Source organism: Falsirhodobacter sp. alg1 (assembly GCF_000739715.2).
GTDB lineage: Bacteria > Pseudomonadota > Alphaproteobacteria > Rhodobacterales > Rhodobacteraceae > Falsirhodobacter.
In genome coordinates, this window is record NZ_BBJC02000030.1 from 1 (window position 1) to 915 (window position 915).

The 915-nt window shown below is 55.2% G+C and carries 1 protein-coding gene and 1 pseudogene; one reads left to right on the forward strand and one right to left on the reverse strand.

The genetic code is table 11. The features are described from left to right. Positions 1-182, forward strand: a pseudogene (locus tag TR36_RS15820) (hypothetical protein); the annotation flags it as partial. Between the two features lie 21 nt (positions 183-203). Here the strand turns inward: TR36_RS15820 and TR36_RS13950 are convergent. Then, a complete protein-coding gene (locus tag TR36_RS13950; protein ID WP_192841369.1) occupies positions 204-641 on the reverse strand; it encodes an EAL domain-containing protein in 438 nt (145 codons plus the stop codon). Positions 642-915 lie beyond the last annotated feature (274 nt).

The following is a 915-nucleotide window of genomic DNA, read 5'->3' on the forward strand; positions in this document are numbered from 1 at the left end:
ATTCATTTGCCAGCAGCTTTCACCCTGCATCCCCGGGGTTGGAGATGATCGGCAATGACGGGCAGAACCGCCTGCGCCGCGCCCTGCCCGCCCTGGCAAACAACTGGGAGGCATATGGCGCCCCCGCACGGCCCATCCTGAAATCCTTTGAGGTTCGCGCGATGCGCGCCTTCGGATCGTGAACACAGCATTGCCGCTTCTATTCAAATATGTAAGGAAGACGGCATCGCGCAACCGAACACGAGCTTGCCATGACTGATTTCGCTACACGCCGCACTGTAATGGTTGATACGCAGGTGCCGTGTCGGATGGTTCCAACGTGCCAATGCCTCGATGCCACGCAATTCATCCGTTCTGACGCAAACCTGAACTTGATAGGCGACCTCGATTTCACCCTGCCCGATTGCCTTTCGCAGATCGCTTTCAAGTAGCGTCCGGTCATCAAATTCGCCCTGCATGAACGGCTCAAATACGCAGATACGGTCTGAACGCGACGCTTTGGCCCGATAGAGCGCAATATCGGCTCGCTTGAACAGTTCCTGTGCATCATCGACGGATGGAGTGGGTACATTCACAAGGCCGATAGAACATCCAATTTCAACCCGTCGATCCGAGAGCTGATAGGGGCGAGCAATAATCAATAGGCCGACGATCGTGGGGCGATAGGCCGTCGGCGTGTCCTCCCGCCCGTTTTCCCTTAACCAGAAGACAAGACAAATTACTATCCCCGCCCAAGACCGACAGAACAATCTGGGGTTTTACGTATCAAATACGCCGCATCCTCTCACTGACCTGATGTAGCAAGACATCGCCGAAATACGTGGCCCACTCGTGTCATTGATCGTCTTGAACTCATCCAGATCCAGCAGGAGAAGGCTGACCGAGCAGTCCGGAGTCTGCAAAGCGGTTTCCAAC